Genomic DNA, 19,335 nt, shown 5'->3' with positions numbered 1-19,335 from the left:
CGAAGCGAGAGAGAGTCACCATGGAAGGCGTTACCGTCATCGATCACCCGCTGGTCCAGCACAAGCTGACGATCATGCGCAACAAGGAGACGTCGACGGCGAGCTTCAGGCGGCTGTTGCGGGAGATCTCGACGCTGCTGTGCTACGAGGTCACGCGCAATCTCGACCTCACCACGGTTCAGATCGAGACACCGCTGACGACGATCGATTCGCCGGTTCTGGAAGGCAAGAAGCTGGTCTTCGCCTCGATCCTGCGGGCAGGAAACGGGCTTCTTGAGGGCATGCTCGATCTCGTGCCGGCCGCGCGCGTCGCTCATGTCGGCATCTATCGCGACCACGAGACGCTGCAGCCCGTCGAGTATTACTTCAAGGCGCCGGAAGACCTTGCTGACCGGCTGGTCATCGTCGTCGATCCGATGCTGGCCACGGCCAATTCCGCCATTTCGGCGATCGAGAAGCTGAAGGAGCGCGGGGCCCGCAACATTCGCTTCCTGTGCCTTCTCGCCGCGCCCGAGGGCATCGAGCGGTTCAAGGCGGCGCATCCGGACGTCCCCGTCTTCACCGCCTCGATCGACAGCCATCTCAACGAGAAGGGCTACATCGTCCCCGGCCTCGGCGACGCCGGCGACCGGATGTACGGCACCAAATAGGCCGATCGCGACAAAAGCGCCCAGGCTTCGCTCGGGCGTGGAGCGCTCGACGCCGGTCTTGCGGGCGCCTTCCTGCTCCGGCTGGCGTTGAAAGGCGGCCTTTTCAACGGGACGGTTCCGACCTGAAAAAGTCGGGCGGAGGGGCAGACAGGGGTAAAAAAACCGTCTTCCCCCGCGTCAGAAGATGGAACATGCGACGAGGTTCGACGGTTTGCCCCACCCAAAGCGGACAAACGCTGAACTGAGGTCAATTCCCATGAAATTCCACCACACGGCACTCGCACTCGCCACTGCAACCGCGCTGTCGCTCCCCCTTTTCGCCATGCCTGCCTCCGCCGCTTTGAAGGCCGGCACCCTCGGGTGCCACAGCAAGGGATCGACCGGCTTCATCATCGGCTCGTCTGACGATCTCGTCTGCGAGTTCACCCCCGCCGGTGGCGGCCCGCGCGAGGTCTATACGGGCACATTGAACACCTTCGGTCTGGATGTCGGTGTCACGGGCCGCACCGTCATGACATGGGCGGTGGTGACCGAGGACGGCAACGCCTATCGCAACGGCGCGCTCGCGGGCACCTTTGTCGGCGCGACGGCCGATGCGTCGGCGATCGTCGGTGGCGGGGCCAATGTCCTCGTCGGCGGCGCCAATGACAGCTTCTCCCTGCAGCCTCTGAGCGTCACGGCGCAGGAGGGCATCAACGCCGCCGTCGGCGTCGCCAAGCTCACGTTGCAGCCAGCCGCCGCCGTGCCGGCCGCGCCGGCTCCCGCCGTCGTCCCCGCGCAGCCCGTCGGAAATGGCGAGGTTCGCCCGGACTGAGGGTTCGACTTTCGGCTTCACCGGACCAGCGTCCCGGTGAAAGGCAGATGGGAGGGCAGCGTCACCAGCGCTGCCCTTCTTGCATTCCGCAAGCTTTGAGCGCCGCCGGGCCTATGCCTCTTGCGACGGCGGTTTTGGGCTTTCTCCGGAAATCCGCTATCGATTTGTCAAAATCCGCGAATCGAAACAAAGGCAGATCATGACCATCCGCGTGCACAAGGGCGACCTTCCCGATCTCTCGCGCTACAACGGGCCCGTGGCCATCGACACCGAAACGCTCGGCCTCGATACGCGGCGGGACAGGCTTTGCGTCGTCCAGCTCTCGCCCGGCGACGGCACGGCGGACATCGTCCAGATCGCCAAGGGGCAGAGCGAGGCGCCCAATATCGCGGCGCTTCTGAAAGATCCTGCCAAGACCAAGATCTTCCATTACGCCCGCTTCGATGTCGCCGCGCTCTATCATGCCTTCGGCGTGATGACGCAGACGATCTTCTGCACCAAGATCGCCTCGCGGCTGACGCGTACCTATACCGACCGGCACGGGCTCAAGGATCTCGCCCGCGAACTCATCGGCGTCGACATCTCCAAGCAGCAGCAGTCCTCCGACTGGGCCGCCGAGACGCTGTCGCAGGCCCAGATCGAATATGCCGCCTCGGACGTGCTGCATCTCCACGACATCATGGGCGTCCTCTACAAGCGGCTCGAGCGCGAGGAGCGCATGGAGATCGCCAAGGCCTGCTTCGGCTTCCTGCCAACGAGGGTGAAGCTCGACCTCGCCGGTTGGGAGGACGAGGACATTTTCTCCCATTCGGCCTGAGCGTCGGGGCAATCCGGCTAGCGGCTTCGCCCGCCGATCTTTGCGAAAAATTGACCGAAGCTGACGAATGTGCGGGTTGCGTCACGGCGTGTCGCAAACCGGATGCCGTCGCGCGTTCGAAACAGCCACATGCGTGGCCGAACGCTCACGCCATCCACGAGACCCGCGCCATGATCACCAAGCTCCTCCGCCACGAATTCGCCCAGACGGTCGCCGTCACCGGCCTCATCTCCGCCGCCCTGTTCCTGACGGTCGGTTTCCTGCATCTCGTCGCCTGACCGACGCCGGGACAGTGCCGGCCCGCGCTTGACGCTTCGGGCGACAATATGGGCCTTCCGAGCCGGATTTGACGGCTCACACAACGATCCGGCGCAGGGCGTCGTCCGGCGCCCTTCGCCCCTGCCACTGCTTCGGATAGCCGAAAGAGACTTCCTCGAAGCGAACGCCGTCGATCACCCGGCTCGACGGCATGTGCAGATGACCGGAAACGACGGCGGCCGCATTGTACCGCCTGTGCCAGTCCTCCGTCTTGCGGGTTCCGCACCAGAGCGAAAAGCGCGGGATCCGCGGCGGCTTCGCCAGTTCCTCGCGCAGCGGCCAGTGATTGACGAGAATGCGCGGCGCCTCCTCCTCGCCGAGGCCGAGAAGCCGCGCCTCCGTCGCCTCGCAGAGCGAGCGACACCATGCGGCGCGGCTTGCATGGGGATGCGGTGACAGGAACTGCTCGTCGGCGCAGCGCACACCGCCCTCCCGCGCCCAGGCGAGAGCATCCGCGTCGGCGATGCCGGGCGGGCGAAACGTATAGTCGTAGAGCAGGAACATCGGCACGAGCCGCGCCATCGTGCCCTCGACGTCGATCAGCGGATAGTCGTCCTCAGGCGTCAAGACGCCGTATTCGCGGCACAGATCGACGAATGCGAGATACCGCTCCTCGCCCCGAAGAGCCGGCTTGCCGGGCTCGTCGTCGCGTCCCGCGACGGCCCAGAGCTCGTGATTGCCAGGCACCCAGACCAGCCGCCTGAATTTCGGCGACAGCGCATCGAAGGCAAGGCGCATGTGGCGGATGGTTTCGCCGACATCGCCGGCAAGGATCAGCCAGTCATCGGGCCGAGGCTTGATTTCGGCCAGAGCGTCACGATTGGCGGCAAAGCCGAGATGAAGATCTGCGACGGCGAAAAGTCTCACGAGGCGTGCCGCCCCTCGCCGCGCAGCAGCACGACCTCGCCCGGAATGCGAATGCCGGCTCTGTCCTTCACGCCGCGATCGCCCTCGTCGCCGCGCATCAGCGCTTCGGCCCACTGGAAGCGCACGCGAATATCCGGCTCGAGCGACGCGACTGCCAGAGCCAGCCTGTGGCGGTCTCCGACCGGCCGTCTCAGAAACCGCCAGCGTGCCGGATCGTCCGGGCAGCTCGGCTCGAAACGGATGGTCGGCGGCTCATGGGTGATGTCGTAGGCAAAGCCGTCCAGCGGCAGGGCGAGCCCCATGCCGCGTGCCTTGATATAGGCCTCTCCCAGCGTCCAGAAGGCAAAGAATCGTTCGGTCAGCTCCTCGCCTTCGGCCGCCCGCACATGGGCGGTTTCGTCGGGGGCGAAGTAGCGGGTGCAAAGTTCGGCGAGACGGCTTTGGCGATCGATCCACTCGATATCGAGCCCGAGCTCACAATCTCGGCCGACGGCGAGCGCCACGAGGCCGCGCGTATGCGACAGGTTGAAGACGAGCCCCGGCGCCTTTGCCGCCTGCTCCGGCGCGATCGCCGGTCGGCCGTACTGGTTGGCTTCGAAGCGCCAATCCGCCGGGGCAATGGCCGCGTAGCGCGACAGGGTGGAGCGCACGAGCGCGCGACCCGTGAGATATTCCCGCCTGGCGCCCTCGACCTTGAACCGGTCGCAGCGCGCCCGCTCGGCCGGGTCGAGAAGCGCGAGCCAATTGTCCGCCGCAGCTCCCACGGCAACGGCCGGATCGGCTATGTGGATATCGATCGAGGACGAAGAAATCACGGAAGGATCACGACTGGAGTTTCAAAGCCGCCGGGGACGGACCGGCGCAGGCCTCGATGAGGAAATGCCGCAACGCGGCGGCCGGGCCGCGATCATCAAGAGCGCCCGCGGGCACACTTCATTTGGGGATGCGCCGGGCGATCAGCCAACGGCGACCGGAACCGACAACGACCACAAGGCCGAGAAGACAAGTCCGAAGAAAATGATCCAGCCGAACACGGTGTTCGACTTGAACAGGACGAGGCACTGGTCGGGATCGTCGATGTCGAGGCTCGTCAGCTGCCAGATCATCTGGACGGCACCGACGGCGAGCGCGGCATAGGCCGGCCAGGACGGTCCGCCGGCCGGCCCGATGCCGGACGTCGCGAAGGCGGCCAGGAACAGGGCGATCGTGCCGAGATAAAGGACCGCGAGCGCAAGCCGCGTGTGGCGACCGAACAGCCTCGCCGTCGAGCGCACGCCGACGAGGGCGTCGTCCTCCTTGTCCTGATGGGCGTAGATCGTGTCATAGCCGATCGTCCACAGGATCGAGCCGGCATAAAGCAGGAGCGGTGCCAGCGACAACGATCCCCAATGCCCGGCCCAGCCCATCAGCGCCCCCCAGGAAAAGGCAAGGCCGAGGCCGAGCTGCGGCCAGTCGGTGACGCGCTTCAGGAACGGATAGATCGCGACCGTCGCGAGCGACAGGATCCCGAGAAAGACGGCGAAGACATTGAACTGGATCAGCACCAGGAAGCCGAAGAGCGCCTGCAGTACGAGAAAGATCTTGGCCTGGCGGCGGCTGACCCGCCCCGACGGCAGCGGGCGCGAACGCGTGCGCGCCACCTTGTCGTCGATCTCGTGGTCGACGAGATCGTTGTAGGTGCAGCCGGCGCCGCGCATGGCGATAGCACCAAGGAGAAACAAAGCGAGATGCCACAAGCTCGGCAGCCCGGTATGCACCGCGCTCGGCGCGACCGCTTGGGGCGCCAGCGCCGCGGACCACCAGCACGGCCACAAGAGAAGCTGCCAGCCGATCGGCCGGTCCCACCGCGCCAGCTGCGCATAGGGCCAGATGGCCTTTGGCAGCATACGGTAGACCCAGTTGTAGACCGGCGCATCGGAGACCCGATCGGAAGGTTCAGCCAGGCTGGATTTGGGATTCGCCATGGTGACAGAGTCAGTGCATCGATGCTGCAGTCAAGTGAAAATCTCGTCGCGATCGAGGTTTTGCCACGTTTTCGTCCGTTCGTCGCGCTTGACCTGCCCCGGTCGTGCCGCCTATCGCCTCTGCGACGACGAAAGCTGCCGAAGGCGCGGCGCGCAAGGGAACGCGAATGAATGTCCTTTTGATCGGTGCGGGCGGCCGCGAGCACGCTCTGGCCTGGAAGATCGCCCAATCGCCGATGCTGGACCGCCTTTATGCCGCGCCCGGCAATCCCGGCATCGGCGAATGCGCCGAGCTCGTGCCGCTCGACCTCCTCGATCACGACGCCGTCCGCGATTTCTGCCGCGAGAAATCCGTCGATCTCGTGGTCGTCGGACCGGAAGCCCCGCTGGTGGACGGGCTCGCCGACAGCCTGAACGACGCCGGGATCTGCGTCTTCGGCCCGTCGGCCGCCGCAGCGCGGCTCGAGGGCTCCAAGGGCTTCACCAAGGACCTGTGCTCGCGCCACGACATTCCGACGGCCCGCTACAAGCGCTTTTCCGACGTTGCGGCGGCCAAGGCCCATCTCGACGAGAGCGGCTACCCCATGGTCATCAAGGCCGACGGGCTGGCGGCCGGAAAGGGCGTCACCATCGCGGCGAGCCGCGCCGAGGCGGAAGCGGCGATCGATGGCTGTTTCGAGGGCGATTTCGGCGGCCCGGGCGCCGAGATCGTCGTGGAAGAATTTCTGGAGGGCGAAGAAGCCAGCCTCTTCTGCCTTTGCGACGGAACCCGCGCGCTGGTCTTCGGCACGGCGCAGGATCACAAGCGCGCCTTCGACCGGGACCGGGGCCCCAACACCGGCGGCATGGGCGCCTATTCGCCGGCACTCGCCCTCAACGACCGGATGGTCGAACGGGTGATCAGCGAGATCATCGAACCGACCCTGAAAGGCATGGCCGAAATCGGCGCGCCCTTCTGCGGCGTCCTTTATGCGGGGCTGATGCTGACCGAGACCGGGCCGAAGCTGATCGAATACAACGTCCGCTTCGGCGATCCCGAGGCCCAGGTGCTGATGATGCGGCTCGAAAGCGACCCGCTGCCGATCTTTCTTGCGGCGGCAAAGGGCGATCTGTCGGGCATCGCGGTCGAATGGTCGGGCGATCGCGCGCTGACGGTGGTGATGGCGGCGGACGGCTATCCGGGCGCTTACGACAAGGGCACGGAAATCTCCCGGCTGCCGGAGAACGACGCGACGACGCAGATCTTCCACGCGGGAACCAGCCGGGACGGCGGTCGCCTGCTCGCCACCGGTGGCCGCGTCCTCAACGTCACGGCGCGCGGCAGGACGGTCCGCGAAGCGGCCTCACGCGCCTATGACGCGGTCGAAAAGGTCCAATGGGAGAAAGGCTTCTTCCGCACCGACATCGGCCATCGCGCCATCATGATCGAGGACAGCTGAACCGGTCTGCCCTTCGCAGATCCCCGCCGGGCGATGGCGTTCGCCGCGTCCGCCTGGCGGCTGATACTATTTGACGTGCCAGCCATAGGCGATCTTGCGCAGTTTCGTCCCCGCAAAGCACTCCTCGCCCTCGGCCAGCGGCGTGCCGCACAGATGCTCGTAGAAGCCGGTGGCGAGCGAGTTCTCGCAAAGCGCCCAGACCGCATGGCTCGACAGCCCGCGCTCGCGCAAGAGTGTCTGCGAGGCGGAAAAAAGGCGCCGGCCAAAACCGACGCCCTGATAGGACGGCTTGAGATAGAGTTCGTAGATCTCGCCGGAGACGGCGAGCGCGTCGGTCCGGTTGCGCCCCATGGTCGCGTAGCCGACTGTCTCGCCGCAGTAATCGGCGACGAGGATCGCGGCTCCGCCCCGTATGGCGCGCTGCCACCAGTCCGATTGCCGGCGTTGCACCATGGCATTCAGGCATTCGTGCGGAATGATGCCGGCATAGGCTCCGCGCCAAGCCGCTTCATGGACGCTGGCGAGAGCCAGAGCGTCTTTCGGTTCGGCAAAACGGATGGCGGTCATGATCGTCGGCATCGCCGCTTAACACGCTGGCGATGAATTCGATCCATCAATCTTGAAACTTTTTTTCACCGACAGTGAATTATCCGTGAACCGGAGATCGCCGGCACCGAGATCCGAGCTGTCCTCTCCTGCGTCATCGCCGGCCGAGGACACCTTCCGCCAGGGCTTTCTGAATGCCGGCAATGTTCGAGCGCCTGGAGAGCTCGCGATGCAGAGGCGGCTGGCCGCTCATCCAGATGGTCATCTCGGAATCGGTGTCGAAGGTACCGGCCGTCTCGATCGAGAAGGTCGTGATGGCACGGTAGGGGATCGACTGGATCGTGCGCTTGCGGCCGGTGACGCCCTGCTTGTCGACGATGATCAGCCGGAGATCGGTGAAGACGAGAATGTCCCGCACCACCATGAAGGCGAGAACGATCTCCTCGCCGTCGATCATGATCGGCCCCAGCTCCGCGCGGACCTGTTCCACATCGACGTCGCTGGTGAGGCCCATCAGGCCAGAAAGAAGTCCCATCGCCGCTCGGGCCTCCGTTGCTAGAAAAAGGATGTTCGATCCCCCGCCGCGGGCGGTGTCTCTCGCCGGCAGATAAGGCAGAAAAGCCCGGATGTCCGCATGCCGGTAAAATAAACTTTCTCCCTTGATCAGAAATTGAAAGTTCCCGTTACATCGCTCGTGTGGGTACTGTCGTTTCAAAAACTGGGCGCCGATGGCGCCCTGCTTGTGCGCTCGCCTGGCGAAAGCGCTTTCGGGAGGACGATATGAAACACGGCATCACGCAGCTTTTCATTCCAGGCCCCACCAACGTGCCGGACCGCGTCCGGCGCGCGATGAACGTTCCGATGGAGGATCAGCGCTCACCGGACCTGCCGGCGCTGACGCTGGGCCTCTTTAAAGATCTCAAGACGGCGTTCAAGAACGAGACGGGCCGCGTCTTCATGTTCCCCTCTTCGGGCACGGGCGCCTGGGAAGCGGCGATCCAGAACACGCTTGCGCCCGGCGACAAGGTGCTGATGGCGCGCTTCGGCCAGTTCTCGCATCTGTGGGTCGAGATGGCCGAGCGGCTCGGCCTCGAAGTCAACCTCATCGAAGTCGAATGGGGCAAGGGCGTTCCGCTCGACGCCTACGAGCAGGCGATCGCCGCCGACAAGGCCCACGACATTCGCGCCGTCTTCGTCACCCATAACGAAACCGCGACGGGCGTCACCTCCGACATTGCCGGGGTGCGCAAGCTACTCGACGCCCATTCGCATCCCGCGCTGCTCTTCGTCGACGGCGTCTCCTCCATCGCCTCGATCGATTTTCGCCAGGACGAATGGGGCGTCGATCTGGCGGTTGCGGGCTCGCAGAAGGGCTTCATGCTGCCGGCCGGCCTGTCGTTTCTCTCGGTTTCGGAAAAGGCCCTCGCCGCCAATAAGGACAACCGGCCGAAGATGCCGCGCAGCTATTTCATCTTCGCCGACCAGATCACGCTGAACGATCAAGGCTATTTCCCCTACACACCGCCGACGCAGTTCTTCCATGGCCTCAGGGCCTCGCTCGACATGCTGTTCGAGGAAGGTCTCGAAAACGTCTTCGCCCGGCATCATCGCCTCGCCGAGGGCGTCAGGCGCGGGGTGGAAGGCCTCGGGCTGAAACTCGTGGCGGCAGGGCCCGAATGGTATTCGGACACGGTGTCGGCGATCTACGTGCCCGAAGGCGTCGATGCCAACCGGGTGATGAAGATCGCCTATGAGCGCTACAACACCTCCTTCGGCGGCGGTCTGGCGAAGCTCAACGGGAAGGTGTTTCGGATCGGCCATCTCGGCGATCTCAACGAGGTGATGTGTCTCGCAGCGCTCGCCTCGGCGGAAATCTCGCTCGCCGATGCCGGGGCGAAGATCACGCCCGGGGCCGGCGTCGCCGCAGCCCACGCCTATTACCGGGAGGCGCACGCCAACACCGGGTCTGAGCGCGCCGCGGCGGAATAGGCTGGCCTCAGAAAAGGCTCTTCCGCGGCGCCGACGCGGCGGAGCGAGGGCAGGCATCGAGATCTCGTCATCCCGGCCTTAAGCCGGGAGCCTTTCCTCTGCGGCCAAACGATCCTCTTCGACGCAGAAGAATCGATCTATTGGCAATGCGACGCCATAGCAGCGTCGATGATTTGGAATGGATCCCGGCTCAAGGCCGGGATGACGAAGCTTTGATGCTCATGACCATTCTGCACGCCGGCGTGACGGGCCTATGCGACGAAGCATGGTTCCACCAACGCCGCCCGGAAGAGACGTTCAGGCCACCCCCAGAGGACGATAGCGCTGCCTAGCGATTGAGGAACGCTGCAAAAGCCGCCCTCGCCTCGGCGGACCGCAGGCGTTTGGAGAAGATCTCGATCTCCTCGTCCATCCGCAAAAGCACGTCGGCGCGGCGACCGCGCAACAGGTCGCGGGCGATCCGCAGCGCCTCGGGCGGCTTTTTCGCCAGCGCGGCGGCAGCCGTCGCCGCCTCGGCTTCGGGGTTCTCCACCACCTTGTAGACGAGCCCTGCCACCCGCGCGGCCTCGGCGTCGAAGCCCTCGCCCAGCACCAGAAGCGCAAAGGCCCGCTGGTCGCCCATCATGCGCGGTGCGATCAGGCTGGAGCCCGCCTCAGGCGTCACGCCGAGGTCGAGGAACGGCGTCCTGAACAGCGATCGGGGGCTGGCGAAGGCGAGATCGCAATGCATCAGCAGCGTCGTGCCGATGCCGATCGCAAGGCCGTCGACGGCCGCAACGAGCGGCTTGTCGAAGCCGGCGACGAGATGGAGAAAGTCCCGTGTCTCGGCCGGCAGCGAGCCGCCCTCGGCGATCGCCATGAAGTCCTTGATGTCGTTGCCGGCGCAAAAGGCGCCCGGCGCGCCGGCGACGACGACGGCCCGGGTTTCAGCATCACCGGAGGCCGCCGTAAGCGCCTCGCTCATCGCGACATACATTTCGCGATTGATGGCGTTCTTCTTGTCCGCCCGGTTCATGCGGATCGTGGCGACGCCACCCTGCGTGGCCGTCTCAATCAGATCGGACATCACGCAGCTCCCGCAAGAAGAAGATCATGGGCGGCCGACAGGCTTGCCGCGCCACGCACGACCGTCTGTTTGAGACCAGCCGTTTCGGGAACGAGGTTTTCGGCAAAGAAGCGGCAGAGAGCCACGCGCTCCGCATGGTCCCCCGCAAGGGCGCCCTTGGCGAGCCACACGCCACCCGCCGTCAACCCGAAGAGTTTCAGATAGGGCGTCGCGCCGGCGAGCGCGGTGTCGGTCTCGCCGTGTTTCAGGCATTCGAGCAGATAATCCGTCGCAGCCCTCAGATCGGCCAGGGCCGCCTCGAGGCAGCGGCCCGTCTCGCCGAATTCCGGCGTGTTGCGGCGGGAAAGTTCGGCCAGCGTCTCGTCGAACTCGGCAAACAGCGCGGCCGCCGTCTCGCCGCCGGACTGGCCGATCTTGCGGGCGACGAGATCGATCCCCTGAATGCCGTTGGTGCCTTCGTAGATCGGCGTGATGCGGGCATTGCGCAGGAGCCGTGCCGCACCCGTCTCCTCGACGAAGCCCATCCCGCCATGGACCTGGATGCCCATCGAGGCGACATCGCAGGCGGCATCGGTCGAAAATGCCTTGGCGACGGGGGTCAGGAGATTGGCACGCTCCTGCCAGGCTTTCGCCTTGTCCGGATCGCTTTTGCCATAAGCGCGGGCCCGATCGATGGCGATCGCGCAGGAAAAGGCGATCGCCCGCGAGGCGTCGGTGAGGCTCTTCATGGTGAGGAGCGTGCGGGCAATGTCGGGATGGGCGACGATCGGGCTCATCGCGCCGGACTTCTCCGCATCCGGCGCGAGCCGTGTCGCCCTGCCCTGCTGGCGATCCCGCGCATAGGCGAGCGCCCGGTCATAGGCCGCATCGGCGAGCCCGACGCCCTCCATGCCGACCATCAGCCGGGCGTTGTTCATCATCGTGAACATGCAGGCGAGGCCGCGATTTTCCTCGCCGACGAGATAGCCGATCGCGCCAGGCTCCTCACCGTCCACGGTGCCCTCGCCGAACAGCATGGTGCAGGTGGGCGAAGCATGGATGCCGAGCTTGTGCTCGATCGAGTGGCAGACGACGTCGTTGCGCTTGCCCGGATTGCCCTCCTCGTCGGGCAGGAACTTCGGCACGAGAAAGAGCGAGATGCCCTTCACGCCGGCCGGCGCGTCGGGAAGCCGCGCCAGCACCAGATGGACGATGTTGTCGGTGAGGTCATGCTCGCCATAGGTGATGTAGATCTTCTGGCCGAAGACGCGGTAGCTGCCGTCGTCCCGCCGCTCGGCGCGGCTTCTGAGCGCGGCGAGGTCCGAGCCCGCCTGCGGCTCGGTGAGGTTCATCGTGCCCATCCATTCGCCGGAGACGAGCTTTGCCAGATAGGTCTGCTTGAGTTCATCCGAACCATGCTTGTCGAGGGCTTCGACCGCGCCGATGGTCAGAAGCGGGCCGAGCGCAAACGGCATCGAGGCGTGGTTCCACATCTCGGAAACGGCGGCGGCGAGCGCCGTGCCGAGTTCCTGGCCGCCGAATTCCGCCGGGCCGGCGATGGCGTTCCAGCCGCCAGCGGTCCAGTCTCGGTAAAGCTCGCGCCAGCCTTCGGGCATAGTCACCGCGCCGTCGTCGAAACGCGCGCCCTGGCGATCGCCGACGACATCCATGGGCTCCATGCGCTCGCTGGCGAACTTCGCGGCCTCCTCCAGCACAGCCTCGACGAGGTCGGGCTCCAGATCGGGGAACAATCCCTCCTCCATCGCCGCGTCGAGGCCGGCGATCTGCCTTAAGGTGAATGCGATGTCCTTGACCGGTGGTCGCGGCATTGTCTCGTCTCCTCCTTGAAGAGGGGCGGCCGGCCGTGGCGCAGGCTTTGCCACCTCTCGAATAATTTATGCTTCTGCCCTGCGCCGTTATCGACGGCAAGGCGCCCGTCCCAGTATGAGACGGGCTGTGATTCGCCTCCCGGCCACCGAAGGGGAGAGGCGGCTACACGGAACCCGGCGGGCCCTCCAGCCATTCCGGCGACAGAGTGTCTGGGAGGTATCGATGCGGCTTGTTCGATTTGGTGATCGCGGCGCGGAGCGTCCGGGTCTCGTCGACGAGGCGGGGACCATTCGCGACCTCAGCGAACATGTCACATCGCTCGACGGCAGGGAACTCGACCCCGACCGTCTCGCGGCTCTCGCCGCGATCGATCCGGCGACATTGCCCAAGGTCGCGGCCGGAACGCGGCTGTGCAAACCGGTGGACCGGATCGGCAAGATCGTCGGCGTCGGCCCCAACTTTTCCGACAGCGCCAGGCTCGCCGGCTTCCGGGTCAATCCCGAGCCGACGCTGTTTCTGAAATCGGCCACCGCCGCCTGTGGCCCGACCGATCCGATCGAGCTGCCGAAGCTCGCCACCCGCGTCGACTGGGGCGTCGAGCTGGCGGTGGTCATCGGCCGCGTCGCCAAATATGCCGGCGTCGAGGACGCCCAGCGGGCCGTTGCCGGCTACTGCCTCGCCAACGACGTGACCGAGCGCAACTTCCAGCTTCAGCGCGGCGGCCAGTGGACCAAGGGCAAGTCCCACGACACCTTCTGTCCGCTCGGCCCCTATCTCGTCACGCCCGACGAGCTGCCCGACCCCGACCGGATCGAACTGTGGCTGGAGGTCAATGGCGAACGCCAGCAGGTGGGTTCTCTGGAAGAGATGATCTTCAAGATCCCCTATCTCGTTTCCTACATCTCGCGCTTCATGCGGCTCGAGCCCGGCGACGTCATCCTGACCGGCACGCTTGCCGGCGTTGGCCTCTCCTACGATCCGCCGCGCTTTCTGAAGCCCGGCGACAGGGTGCGCCTCGGCGGCACACGGCTCGGCGAACAGGACAATCTCTGCGTCTCGATCTGACGCAGTGGCCGCGAGAGCCTCGGTGCCCCGTTTCGCACGGACCGTCGTCATCGCGCCTTGAGCCGTTCCCAGCCGGGATGCGGCTCGAAACGCGGCCCGTGCTTGCCGGCGAGATCCTTCATCCGGCCGACGATCTCGTCAATGCCGCGCTGGCGGGCGTAGTGAACCGGCCCGCCGCGGAAGGGCGCGAAGCCGGTGCCGAAGATCATCGCCCCGTCGGTGATCTCCTCGTCGGTGATGACGCCCTCGTCGATGCAGGCGACGACGGCATTCAGCATCGGCAGGATCAGTCGGTCGAGCATGTCGGCATCGTCCTTGGAATCATCGGGCAGCGCTTCGGGCGAGATCTTCTTCGGCTTGCCGTCCTCGTCATAGTCGTAGAGCCCGCGTCCGGTCTTTCGCCCGAGCCGCTTCTCCTCGACCATCTTCGTCAGCCATTCCGGAGCGGCGGGCAGCGTATCCTCGCCGAGGCGCTCCCTCAGCGACGTCGCGACGTCGAGGGCGATGTCGAGCCCGACCTGGTCGGTCAGTTCGATCGGCCCCATCGGCATGCCGAACTGTTCCGCCCGCCGGTCGATCCGCTCTTTCGGAATGCCTTCGTCGAGCAGAACCAGCGCTTCGGCCATATACGGCGTCAGCGCCCGGTTGACGAGGAAGCCCGGCGCCGAGGCGACGGGGGCGGGAAGCCGCGAGATTTCGGCGGCGAAGGCCGTCGCGCGGCGCTCGGTCTCGGCGCCGATCTTGTCGTGGCGCACGATCTCCACGAGCTGCATGCGCGAGACCGGGTTGAAAAAGTGCAGGCCGACGAAACGCGACGGGTCCTTCAGCCCGGCGGCAAGGTCCGCGAGCGGTAGGGCCGAGGTATTGGTGGCGAGCAGCGCGCCTTCCTTCAGCTGCGGCTCGATCTCGGCATAGATCTTGTGCTTGAGTTCGATCTTTTCCGGCGCCGCCTCGATGACGAGATCGGCATGGGCGATGCCGAGCCCGTCCGGGTCCGGGATCAGCCGGTCGAGCGCGTCGCGAACCTTCAAGGGGTCCTTCAGAACCGCCTTGAACATCTTCGCCGCCTTGGCCACCGCCCCGCCGATCGGCTCGACCTTGATGTCGCCGAGGGTGACGCGCAGGCCCTGCCCGGCCGCCCAGGCAGCGATGTCGCCGCCCATGGCGCCAGCGCCGATGACGTGGAGATGCTTGACCCCGGAGGAGCCTTCTTTCAGCCCCTTCATCTTCTCGCGCAGGAAGAAGACGCGCACGAGGTTCTTCGAGGTATCCGACTCGATCAGCTCGGCGAAACTGTCGATCTCGGCGCGCTGCATGGCTTTGGGATCGCCGCCATGGGCTTCCCACAGATCGATCAGCTTGAAGGGCGCGGGATAGTGTTCCTTGCTCGCCTTCTCCGCCGTCTTCTTGCGCATCATCCGGGCGGCGAACTGGCGCGCCGGCTTGAAGCCCATCGCCTTGCCCTGCAGCGACTGCGGTTTATGGCGCAAATCGCCGTAGAAGGCGGCCTCGACCGCCGCCTCGACATGCCGCTCTTCGACCACGGCATCGACGAGGCCGACCGACTTCGCCCGCCGTGCCGGCATGGAGCGGCCGGTCAGCATCATCGTCATCGCCTCGACCGGATCGGCGACGGCCGGCGCACGGAAGGTGCCGCCAAGGCCCGGATGAAGGCCGAGCATCACCTCGGGGAAACCGAGCGTGGCATCGGAGACGGCGATGCGCCGGTCGCAGGCCAGCGCCAGTTCGAGCCCCGCTCCGAGGCAGTGGCCGTGGATCACGGCGATGGTCCGGCAGGGGAGCGCCGCCAGCCGGTCGAGCACCTGATGGCCCTGATCGAGCGCGGCCTTGATCTCGGCGGTCGAGGCCCCGACGAACTGGTTGATGTCGGCGCCGGCGGCAAAGCCCGCCTTCTTGCCGGAGCGGATGACGACGGCCGCCGGCTTTTCCTTTTCGAAGCGCTCGATATGGGTGGCGAGTTCTTCGAGCACCGGGCGGTCGATCGTGTTGACCCGCTTGTCGGTGCGGTCGAGCACCATCCAGACGACGCCGTGGAGATCCGTCGCGACCTTGAAATGACCGCTGGCCTCGGCGTTCCTGGCCGGTCCCATTTCGAGAGAGCGCTCGGAAAGAGCGTTCAGCATCCTGCCCATGTCGTTCGTTACCGTCCGCTTTTCTCGCGTTTCTCGTTGCATGCGCGGGCCATGCTGCCGCGCAGGTCGGGTGTCGTCAGGCTGCTTCCAGAAGCATTGCGCCGCCGAGGCCGCCGCCGATGCACTGGGTGGCGATGCCGCGCTTCTTGCCGAGGCGCTTCAGCGTGGTGGCGAGATGCAGCGTGATGCGGTTGCCCGAGGTGCCGACCGGATGGCCGAGGGCGATCGCCCCGCCATCGACATTCAGCCTGTCGTGGTCGATCCGCCCGCCCCGGCCTTTAAGGCCGAGCACGTCATCGGCGATGTCCGGCTGATCGAGCGCGGCGACGCAGGACAGAACCTGCGCGGCAAAGGCCTCGTTCAGCTCCCACAGATCGACATCGGCGACGCTCATGTTCTGGCGGTTGAGAATCGGCGCGATCGAGGTGACGGGTCCAAGCCCCATGATCGACGGGTCGAGGCCGCCCCAGTCGCTGTCGACGATCCGCGCGAGCGGCTTCAGCCCGTATTTCTCGACCGCCGCTTCCGACGCCAGGATGTTCCACGACGCCCCGTCGGTGATCTGCGAGGCGTTGCCGGGCGTCACCTTGCCATAGGGCCGCTCGAAGACCGGCCTCAGCTTGGCGAGGTCTTTGACCGTCGTACCGGGGCGAATGCCGTCGTCGTGATCGTAGACCTTGCCGTCCTTCGCGACGGCCGGGAGCATCTCGCCTTTGAGATACCCGTTCTTCGTCGCCTCGCCGAGGCGGCGATGGCTCTCGACGGCATATTCGTCGGCCTCGCGGCGCGAGACGTTGAAGAGATGGGCGAGAATCTCCGCCGTCTGGCCCATGTTGAGATCGGTGATCGGATCGGTGAGCCCGCGTTCCAGGCCGATGACCGGCTTCAGATAGCCGGGCTTCAGTTGCGAAAAGACCTTGGCCCGATCACCCATGGTCCTGGCGCGGTTCAGCCGCGCGAACCATTCGACGGCGCCGCGCGTCAGCACCAGCGGCGAATGGCTGAGCGCCTCTGCCCCGCCGGCGAGGACGATCTCGTGGGTGCCGCGCTCGATATAGCGGAAGGCCGTGTCGAGCGACTGCATGCCCGAGCCGCAGTTGATCTGCACCGTGAAGGCCGGCGTCTCGTCCGAGATGCCGAGCCGAAGCGAAGCGACGCGCGCCGGGTTCATCTCCTCGGCGATGACGTTGACGCAGCCGAGGATGACGAGGTCGATCGCCGAGACAGGGAAATCCTGCCTCAGCAAAAGCGGCCGGCCGCACTGGACGGCGAGATCGACCGGCGTGAACGGGCCGGGGCGGCCGCGCGCCTTGATGAAGGGCGTGCGGGCGCCGTCGACGAGATAGACGGGTTGCGAATTCACTCGGCCGCCTCTCGCGTCTGCAGCTCCTCGGTGCCGGTCCGGCGCTGGGTGACGTGCTGATCGGCGATCGGCGAGACGTCGTGCGGGTCGTGGGCGTCGACGGCGACCACCTTGGCGACCGCTTCCTTCACCTTGCCGAGACGCTCGTATTCCTCCGCCGTGATGACGCCCTGATCGCGCGCGGCGACCGGGTCCTTGATCTTCTTCTCGCGCATCTTCTTCTCGATCGGGGCTGCGTCGCAGACGAGCTCGAAGGCGGTTTCGAGATCCTTGATCCGGTGTTCGGCATGACGCTCACCGAGATAAAGATCCGGCGACAGCCGGTCGCGCTGGGAGGACGGACGCATCATGATGCCCGCCACCTCGCTGGTCAGCTCGTCGGACGGCTCCTCGTAGGGCACTCCGAGCGGGAAGGCGAGGAAGCGCACGAGCACCGCCGCCCAGCGGGCCGGCAGATTGTCGAGCACGCCGTTGAAGGCGATGGAGAGCCGGCAATAGCCCTTCTCCATGATGTACTCGACCAGCGGCTTGTCGGCCTCGGGCCGGCCTTCCACCTCGAACCGCTTCAAGACGGCGCCGAGAAGATAGAGCTCCGACAGGATGTCGCCGAGACGGGCCGAGAGCATCTCCTTGCGCTTCAGGGCGCCGCCCAAGGTGAGCAGCGAAAGATCGGCCAGAAGCGCGAAGGCCGCGGCATAGCGCGAGAGCTGGCGCCAGTGGCCGGTGAAGGCCGCGTCTTTGGGGGCCGGCGCTGCGAGGCCGCCGGTCCAGCCGCGCGCGAATGTGCGCCAGGCATTCTTCAGGGCATGGCCGACATGGGCCCAGAAATGCTCGTCGAACTCGGCGAGCCCCTTCTCCCTATCCGGATTGGAAAGGGCCAGCATCTCCTTCAGCATGTAAGGATGCGCGCGAATGGCGCCCTGACCGAAGATCATGAGATTGCGCGTCAGGATGTTCGCGCCCTCGACCGTGATGCCGATCGGCACCGACTGGTACATCGGCGCGAGATAGTTCTTGTCGCCTTCGATGATGGCCTTGCCGCCATGGATGTCCATCGCCCGCTCGACGCATTCGCGCATGCGGTAGGTGGCATGGGCCTTCATGATCGCCGAGAGGACCGAAGGCTTGTGCCCCTGGTCGAGAGCGGCGACCGTCAGCCGACGGGCGGCGTCGATGAGATAGGCGTTGGCGATGATCTCGGCGAGCGGCTGCTGGATGCCCTCGAACATGCCGATGGGCACGCCGAACTGGGTGCGCACACGGGCGTATGCACCGGTCACGCGGGCGCAATAGGCCGCCGCGGACGCCGACTGCGAGGGGAGAGAGATCGAGCGGCCGGCGGCGAGCGCCGTCATCAGCATCGTCCAGCCCTGGCCGATCTGCTTTTCGCCGCCGAGGATCCAGTCGAGCGGGATGAAGACGTCCTCGCCGGAAAGCGGGCCGTTCTGGAAATAGGTGTTCAGCGCAATGTGCCGGTCGCCGCTCTTCACGCCCGGCGTCGATGTCGGCAAGAGCGCGACGGTGATGCCGAGTTCCTCGCCCCGGCCCAGATGGTTCTCGGGATCGCGCATCTTGAAGGCGAGACCCATCACGGTCGCGATCGGACCGAGGGTGATGTAGCGCTTGTGGAAGTTCAGGCGGATGCCGAGAACCTCCTTGCCCTCGTGCTGGCCGTATTCGACGACGCCGGTGTCTGTCATCGCAGCCGCATCCGAGCCGGCATCGGCCGAGGTCAGGCCGAAACAGGGGACGTCGCGACCATCGGCAAGCCGGGGCAGCCAGTAATCGCGCTGCTCGTCGGTGCCGAAATGCATGAGCAGCTCGCCTGGTCCGAGCGAGTTCGGCACCATGACGGTGACGCCGGCGACGACCGAAGCCGAGGAGACCTTTCGCACGATTTCCGAATGGGCCGTGTTGGAAAAGCCGAGGCCGCCATATTCCTTGGGAATGATCATGCCGAAGAATTTCTTCTCCCGCAGGAAAGCCCAGACGTCCTCGGACAGATCGCGATCACGCGACGAGATCGTCCAGTCGTCGATCATGCCGCAAAGCTCGTTGACCGGCCCGTCCATGAAGGCCTGCTCTTCGGGCGAGAGCCTCGCCGGCGGGGTCTTGATCAGCTCGTCCCAGTCGGGATTGCCGGAAAACAGCTCGCCGTCCCACCACACGGTACCGGCGCCGATCGCCTCCTCCTCGGTCTTGGAGATGGCGGGCATCACGCCCTTGGCCCATTTGAAGATCGGGCGGGTGATCTTGTCCTTGCGGAACGACATGGAACGGCTCCCTTTCAGCTCCTCACCCACGATAATGCCGGAGTGGCCCCGCAGGTTTCGACTTTGGCAGTGTGATAGCGAACTTTTACGTAAACGTCAAAATACGGCGCGTGAAAAAATCCGGTGTTTCGCCCCGCCGGTGATCTCCACACTACGCGCCGGAAGGCTCGACAGATATCCCCGCCAAGCTGCGCAACATCAG

At 65.7% G+C, this 19,335-nt stretch carries 16 protein-coding genes; 6 read left to right on the top strand and 10 right to left on the bottom strand.

Features of this window, described 5'->3' with window-relative positions:
- The first annotated feature begins 20 nt into the window (after nucleotides 1-20).
- From upp to J6595_RS08555, 3 genes are all read left to right on the top strand, one after another.
- Nucleotides 21-650, top strand: coding sequence for a uracil phosphoribosyltransferase (upp, locus tag J6595_RS08565; RefSeq protein WP_209594039.1), 630 nt, complete (start codon nucleotides 21-23; stop codon nucleotides 648-650).
- 256 nt (nucleotides 651-906) lie between these two features.
- Entirely contained in the window at nucleotides 907-1,464 is a 558-nt protein-coding gene (locus J6595_RS08560; protein WP_209594038.1) for a DUF992 domain-containing protein, read from the top strand.
- A gap of 199 nt (nucleotides 1,465-1,663) precedes the next feature.
- Nucleotides 1,664-2,281 (top strand): ribonuclease D, encoded by a 618-nt coding sequence (locus J6595_RS08555; protein WP_209594037.1) that lies wholly within the window; start codon nucleotides 1,664-1,666, stop codon nucleotides 2,279-2,281.
- 354 nt (nucleotides 2,282-2,635) lie between these two features.
- On the opposite strand, the gene J6595_RS08550 is transcribed toward J6595_RS08555, so the two are convergent.
- From J6595_RS08550 to ubiA, 3 genes are all read right to left on the bottom strand, one after another.
- Nucleotides 2,636-3,466, bottom strand: coding sequence for a metallophosphoesterase family protein (locus J6595_RS08550; protein WP_209594036.1), 831 nt, complete (start codon nucleotides 3,464-3,466; stop codon nucleotides 2,636-2,638).
- Nucleotides 3,463-4,281 (bottom strand): 4'-phosphopantetheinyl transferase family protein, encoded by an 819-nt coding sequence (locus J6595_RS22835; protein WP_209594035.1) that lies wholly within the window; start codon nucleotides 4,279-4,281, stop codon nucleotides 3,463-3,465. The genes J6595_RS08550 and J6595_RS22835 overlap by 4 nt, the downstream gene beginning before the upstream one ends.
- 141 nt (nucleotides 4,282-4,422) lie before the next feature.
- Nucleotides 4,423-5,430 (bottom strand): 4-hydroxybenzoate octaprenyltransferase, encoded by a 1,008-nt coding sequence (gene ubiA, locus J6595_RS08540; protein WP_209594034.1) that lies wholly within the window; start codon nucleotides 5,428-5,430, stop codon nucleotides 4,423-4,425.
- Nucleotides 5,431-5,597: 167 nt separating this feature from the next.
- Here ubiA and purD point away from each other — a divergent pair, with 167 nt between their 5' ends.
- Nucleotides 5,598-6,869 (top strand): phosphoribosylamine--glycine ligase, encoded by a 1,272-nt coding sequence (gene purD, locus J6595_RS08535; RefSeq protein ID WP_209594033.1) that lies wholly within the window; start codon nucleotides 5,598-5,600, stop codon nucleotides 6,867-6,869.
- A 66-nt stretch (nucleotides 6,870-6,935) separates the two neighbouring features.
- Here the strand turns inward: purD and J6595_RS08530 are convergent, their stop codons facing one another.
- Together J6595_RS08530 and J6595_RS08525 are read right to left on the bottom strand one after the other, a co-directional pair.
- On the bottom strand, nucleotides 6,936-7,448 hold the full coding sequence (locus tag J6595_RS08530; RefSeq protein WP_209594032.1) for a GNAT family N-acetyltransferase: 513 nt from the start codon (nucleotides 7,446-7,448) through the stop codon (nucleotides 6,936-6,938).
- Nucleotides 7,449-7,569: 121 nt separating this feature from the next.
- Entirely contained in the window at nucleotides 7,570-7,950 is a 381-nt protein-coding gene (locus J6595_RS08525) for a PH domain-containing protein (RefSeq protein WP_209594031.1), read from the bottom strand.
- A 245-nt stretch (nucleotides 7,951-8,195) separates the two neighbouring features.
- Here J6595_RS08525 and J6595_RS08520 point away from each other — a divergent pair, with 245 nt between their 5' ends.
- Nucleotides 8,196-9,404, top strand: coding sequence for an aminotransferase class V-fold PLP-dependent enzyme (locus J6595_RS08520; protein WP_209594030.1), 1,209 nt, complete (start codon nucleotides 8,196-8,198; stop codon nucleotides 9,402-9,404).
- A gap of 328 nt (nucleotides 9,405-9,732) precedes the next feature.
- Here the strand turns inward: J6595_RS08520 and J6595_RS08515 are convergent, their stop codons facing one another.
- Nucleotides 9,733-10,470 carry a crotonase/enoyl-CoA hydratase family protein gene (locus J6595_RS08515; protein WP_209594029.1) on the bottom strand — a complete coding sequence of 246 codons (738 nt, stop codon included), beginning with the start codon at nucleotides 10,468-10,470 and terminating at the stop codon, nucleotides 9,733-9,735.
- Nucleotides 10,470-12,278, bottom strand: coding sequence for an acyl-CoA dehydrogenase family protein (locus J6595_RS08510; RefSeq protein ID WP_209594028.1), 1,809 nt, complete (start codon nucleotides 12,276-12,278; stop codon nucleotides 10,470-10,472). The genes J6595_RS08515 and J6595_RS08510 overlap by 1 nt, the downstream gene beginning before the upstream one ends.
- 223 nt (nucleotides 12,279-12,501) lie before the next feature.
- On the opposite strand from J6595_RS08510, the gene J6595_RS08505 reads away from it, so the two are divergent.
- Nucleotides 12,502-13,344: a fumarylacetoacetate hydrolase family protein gene (locus tag J6595_RS08505; RefSeq protein WP_209594027.1), complete on the top strand. Its 843-nt coding sequence runs from the start codon at nucleotides 12,502-12,504 to the stop codon at nucleotides 13,342-13,344.
- Between the two features lie 47 nt (nucleotides 13,345-13,391).
- Here J6595_RS08505 and J6595_RS08500 read toward each other — a convergent pair whose 3' ends face one another.
- The 3 genes from J6595_RS08500 to J6595_RS08490 form a co-directional block, all read right to left on the bottom strand.
- Complete coding sequence (locus J6595_RS08500) at nucleotides 13,392-15,497, bottom strand: 3-hydroxyacyl-CoA dehydrogenase NAD-binding domain-containing protein (protein ID WP_209594026.1); 2,106 nt, start codon at nucleotides 15,495-15,497, stop codon at nucleotides 13,392-13,394.
- Nucleotides 15,498-15,573: 76 nt separating this feature from the next.
- Nucleotides 15,574-16,860: an acetyl-CoA C-acetyltransferase gene (locus J6595_RS08495; protein ID WP_209594025.1), complete on the bottom strand. Its 1,287-nt coding sequence runs from the start codon at nucleotides 16,858-16,860 to the stop codon at nucleotides 15,574-15,576.
- Entirely contained in the window at nucleotides 16,857-19,133 is a 2,277-nt protein-coding gene (locus tag J6595_RS08490; RefSeq protein ID WP_209594024.1) for an acyl-CoA dehydrogenase, read from the bottom strand. Before J6595_RS08490 ends, J6595_RS08495 begins: the two co-directional genes overlap by 4 nt.
- Nucleotides 19,134-19,335: the final 202 nt, after the last annotated feature.

Source organism: Jiella mangrovi, assembly GCF_017815135.1.
Classification (GTDB): Bacteria; Pseudomonadota; Alphaproteobacteria; order Rhizobiales; family Rhizobiaceae; genus Jiella; species Jiella mangrovi.
Note: the sequence above shows the minus strand (reverse complement) of the source record. Positions and strands in the feature narration are given on the sequence as shown.